This window comes from Rhizobacter sp. P2_H2 (assembly GCF_056403375.1).
Map to the genome: position 1 here is coordinate 1 of NZ_JBFUFP010000486.1, position 3,947 is coordinate 3,947.

A 3,947-nucleotide genomic window follows, 5' to 3' on the forward strand; every position below is an offset into this window, starting at 1 on the left:
ATGCGGTGTTTGCGGCAGGGCTGCGCAATCCGCAGCGCATCCGGCTCGTCAACTGCTGCGATCTGGTCACCGACCTGCCGCCGAGCCTGCGCACCTACACGCACGTGACGCCGGCCAGCTACATCACGAGCGCCGGCGAGCTGGTCGAGCGGCCCGATTCAACGCGCGTCGACGACGACCGCATGCGTGCCCGCACCGCCTACTTCGGCGAGCACGCCGGCAGGCCCGGTGCGGTGCTGCTGCGCGACCTGGCGGACCATGCGCCGATCAACTATGCGCGGGCGTTCTTCTGAGCAGTCAGGATCGCGCGTCGGGCAGCGGGGCACCGCAATCGCTGCAGTAGCGTGCGCTGGCGGCATGGCCCTCGGTCAGGCAGGCGGGGCAGGTCCGCGTGGTGGGCGCCGGCTGGCCCCGGAACCGCAGCGCCGTGAACTCGGCGCTGACGATGCCGGTCGGCACCGCGAGCGTGCCCCAGCCGACCAGCATCATGAACGACGCGATGAAGCGCCCGAGCCCGGTCTTCGGCGTGATGTCGCCGAAGCCGACGGTGGTCATCGTCGAGATCGCCCAGTAGACCGACACCGGGATGTTGTCGAAGCCGTTGCCGGGCCCCTCGACCGCATACATCAGGCTGCCCATCACCACCGTGACCAGCAGCACGAAGCTCAGGAACACCAGGATCTTGCGGCGGCTGGCCATCAGCGCCTCGCCGAGCGCGCGGTACTCGGCGATGTAGGCCGCCAGCTTCAGGATGCGGAACAGCCGCAGCAGGCGCAGCGCCCGCACGTCGATCAGCGCATGCAGGCCGGGCACCACCAGCGCGGCCCAGGTCGGCAGCACCGCCAGCAGGTCGATGATGCCGAACACGCTGCCGGCATAGCGCCCGGGACGCTGCACGCAGGCGAGCCGCGCCAGGTACTCGAGGCTGAACAGCACCGTGAACACCCACTCGAGCACCGAGAAGACCTCGCCCCAGCGTGCATGCACCGATGCGAAGCTGTCGAGCATCACGACCACCACGCTCGCGAGGATCAGCCACACCAGCACCAGGTCGAACAGCCGGCCGCTGCGGGTGTCGGCCTCGAAGATCACCGTGAACAGCCGCAGGCGCCAGCCGCCGAGCGGGCGGCCGAAGCGTTCGGCGGGCTCGGTGGGCTGGGCGGGGGCAGCCGGCGGGGCGGGCATCAGGTCTCTTGTCAGACCGCCTCCCAGCGCTCGCTGCGCTCGGAGCGGAACAGCGCGTCGATCACCCGCATGTTGGTGATCGCGTCGTCGACGCCGTAGGGCAGCGTGATCTCGCCGCGCACCGCGCGCGAGAACGCATCGCCCTGCAGCGTGTACTGGTCGGCCTCGGGGAGGGTTTCGGTCTCGATGGCCGAGCCGTCGAGCGCGCGGCCGCTGTCGATGAAGATCTTCGTGCGGCCGCCGAGCGGCGCATTGAACGGGATCTGGATCTCGATGCGCCCGGTGGTGCCGACCACCTGCACGCGCTGGTACGGCACGCTCTGCGTCGACACCGTGAAATCGAGGTGGCGGCCGCCGCCGAAGTCGGCGAGCGCGCTGCAGCTGCGGTCGGTGTGGAAGTTCGGGTCGCGGTCGACCAGCGCGATCACGCGCTTCGGGTCGGCCTCGAACATGAAGCGGCCGGCGACGATCGCGTAGCAGCCGATGTCGTACAGCGCGCCGCCGCCGATGTCGGCCATGTTGCGGATGTTGGCGGGGTCGTCGTTGAAGTACGAGAAGAACACCTGCACCTGGCGCACGCTGCCGATGCGGCCGGCGCGCAGCAACTCGCGCACGCGCAGCCACTGCGGGTGGTAGCGCACCATGAAGGCCTCGCTGACGAGCACCTTGTCGGCGACGGTGCGCAGCTCGGCGGCCTCTTGCGCGGTGATCGACACCGGCTTCTCGCACAGCACATGCTTGCCGGCGCGCGCGGCCTGCAGTGTCAGCGGGATGTGCAGGTGGTTGGGCAGCGGGTTGTAGACGGCCTCGATCTCGGGGTCGGCGAGCATCTCCTCGTAGGAGCCGTACGCCTTGGCCAGGCCGAGCTTGTCGGCGGCCCGCTGCGCTGGTTCGAGCGAGCGCGATGCGATGCCGCGCACGTCGCAGAAGGCGCTCTTCTGCATGCCGGGGATGACTTTCTCGAGCCCGATCTTCGCGGTGCTGAGCACCCCCCACACGACCTTCTTCATGCTGCCTCCGAAAATGATGCCGGCGCAGACTTTAGTCCGCGCGGGCGGGTTCGGGAACAGGCCGGCGCAGAAATCAGCTGCGCAGGTCGCGGCGCATGCGGACGGCGTCTTCGACGTCTTCGTAGTAGCCCGAGACGATGCCGGTCTCGCGGAAGCCGTGGTGCTTGTAGAACGAGCGGGCCTGCGTGTTGCTGGCGCGCGCCTCGACGCGGACCACGGCAATGCCCGCGGCGCGGGTGGTGGCATCGAGCCAGGCCATCAGCGACGAGCCGATGTGGCGGTGGCGCTGCGTGGCCGCGACGGCAAGCAGCAGCAGGTGGGCTTCCTCGTCGTCGTATTTCATGATCGCGAAGCCGTGCAGCACGCCTTGCTCGTGGCCGACGATCACGTTGGTGCTGCGGTCGCGCAGGCTGCGGCGCACGCGCTGCGGCGTCCAGCGCCAGGGCAGGCCATGCTCGATGGCCTCGCGCGACAGCGCGGCGATCGCGTGCGCGTCTTCGGGCAGGGCGAGTCGGATCTCGACGGGGGCGGGCATGGCGCGCAGCTTAAGCGCTCCGGCCCCCCGATCCGGCGGGGCAAGCACGCCGATTTTTTTGATAGACTGGCGCCCTTGTTGGGGGGGTAGCTCAGCTGGGAGAGCGTCGCGTTCGCAATGCGAAGGTCGGGAGTTCGATCCTCCTCCTCTCCACCAACAGATTCGGCCTCAGAGGGAAACCTCTGGGGCCTTTGTCTTTCAAGGGCTTGTTCCCGTTCGTCTTCCCGGAAACCTTCCCAGGCACCAAGGGTAGGTCCAGGTGGCCCGTTTCGGGGCTGCCCCCTTCAGGGCGTCGTGCAGGTGTAGTTCGCTGCCAACCTGGCGGCTGCTGCGTCATTGGCCGGGCCGGTGTAGCGAGGGTACTGCGGGTGCTGGCACAAGGGCAGCGTGCTTGACACCGCCCCCGCTGCATCGAGCTTCTGTGCGGTCAAGGTGCCCGGCGCCGCGCCCTTCGTGATCCATTGGTCCAGCGCGGTGAGCAGGTCCGACGTGTCTGCTCCGGGGCCGCCCGCGCAGTGGTCAACGCCAGGCGCAACGTAGAAGCGCGTGGCCGCGTCGGCGTTCGTCGCGCCGACGGCGTTTCGCATGTTGGCGACGTACTCGGCAGTCGAGTTCACGCTGAGCGCCCCATCATTGCCGCCGTGCCACAGGATCAGCTTGCCACCGCTGTTGATGAACGGGCGAATGTCGGTGCTCGTCGCGTCGTTGAGCGCCGCCATCGCATAGAGCGCGTTCTGATTTTGATCCCACGGCGCGTAGGTCAGCGAATTGGCTGCCGGGTCGCGCGCGAGATAGTTCTTGACGGTGGTGTCCTGGAACAGGAACTGCAGCGCGCCCGTGACATTGCCGCCGCCCGTTTCCCACACTGCCCAGGCGCCTGGATCGTCCTCGTTGCCGGTCAGGTTCCAGCCGGCATTGCGGAAGGTATTGCTGCCGGTGAACGCAGCGTCGGTCGTCCACGACGTGACCACCGCCAGCTGCGCATCCGAGAGGCAGGTGTCACCGGTGTCTGCGCCGCCGGCACAGCGCAATGCGCTCACATTGACGAGCGCCGGCGTGCAAGCCGCGGGGTTCGAGACGACACCATCGACGATGCCGTCCAGCGCATCGCAGGTGTCGCGCACGTGCTTGGCCAACAGCGCTGTCTTGGCCGTGCTGAATGCGCCACCAGGAGCCGCCAGCGCCTTGGCCGTGCGGTTGAATGCGCCCATGAATCC

At 68.5% G+C, this 3,947-nt stretch carries 4 protein-coding genes, 1 tRNA gene and 1 pseudogene; 2 read left to right on the forward strand and 4 right to left on the reverse strand.

Going from position 1 to position 3,947, the window contains the following annotated elements:
• Positions 1-293: pseudogene (locus AC1D15_RS20865) on the forward strand (lipase family protein); the annotation flags it as partial.
• A gap of 4 nt (positions 294-297) precedes the next feature.
• Here AC1D15_RS20865 and AC1D15_RS20870 read toward each other — a convergent pair.
• The 3 genes from AC1D15_RS20870 to AC1D15_RS20880 all read right to left on the reverse strand — a co-directional run bounded on the left by AC1D15_RS20870 (position 298) and on the right by AC1D15_RS20880 (position 2,730).
• On the reverse strand, positions 298-1,185 hold the full coding sequence (locus AC1D15_RS20870) for an ion transporter (RefSeq protein WP_477827472.1): 888 nt from the start codon (positions 1,183-1,185) through the stop codon (positions 298-300).
• 11 nt (positions 1,186-1,196) lie between these two features.
• Positions 1,197-2,195: a Gfo/Idh/MocA family protein gene (locus tag AC1D15_RS20875; RefSeq protein ID WP_477827473.1), complete on the reverse strand. Its 999-nt coding sequence runs from the start codon at positions 2,193-2,195 to the stop codon at positions 1,197-1,199.
• Between the two features lie 73 nt (positions 2,196-2,268).
• The gene (locus tag AC1D15_RS20880; protein ID WP_477827474.1) at positions 2,269-2,730 is read right to left on the reverse strand and encodes a GNAT family N-acetyltransferase; all 462 of its coding nucleotides are present in this window, start codon (positions 2,728-2,730) and stop codon (positions 2,269-2,271) included.
• Between the two features lie 80 nt (positions 2,731-2,810).
• Here AC1D15_RS20880 and AC1D15_RS20885 point away from each other — a divergent pair.
• Positions 2,811-2,886 (forward strand) — tRNA-Ala (locus AC1D15_RS20885).
• Positions 2,887-3,014: 128 nt separating this feature from the next.
• Here AC1D15_RS20885 and AC1D15_RS20890 read toward each other — a convergent pair.
• The coding region (locus AC1D15_RS20890; protein WP_477827475.1) for a tannase/feruloyl esterase family alpha/beta hydrolase at positions 3,015-3,947 on the reverse strand (933 nt) is incomplete at its 5' end.

What these genes read in the sequence shown, in the direction of transcription:
- AC1D15_RS20880 (WP_477827474.1), bottom strand. Translation starts at nt 2,730, where the DNA reads ATGCCCGCCCCCGTCGAGATCCGACTCGCCCTGCCCGAAGACGCGCAC.
- AC1D15_RS20875 (WP_477827473.1), bottom strand. Translation starts at nt 2,195, where the DNA reads ATGAAGAAGGTCGTGTGGGGGGTGCTCAGCACCGCGAAGATCGGGCTC.
- AC1D15_RS20870 (WP_477827472.1), bottom strand. Translation starts at nt 1,185, where the DNA reads ATGCCCGCCCCGCCGGCTGCCCCCGCCCAGCCCACCGAGCCCGCCGAA.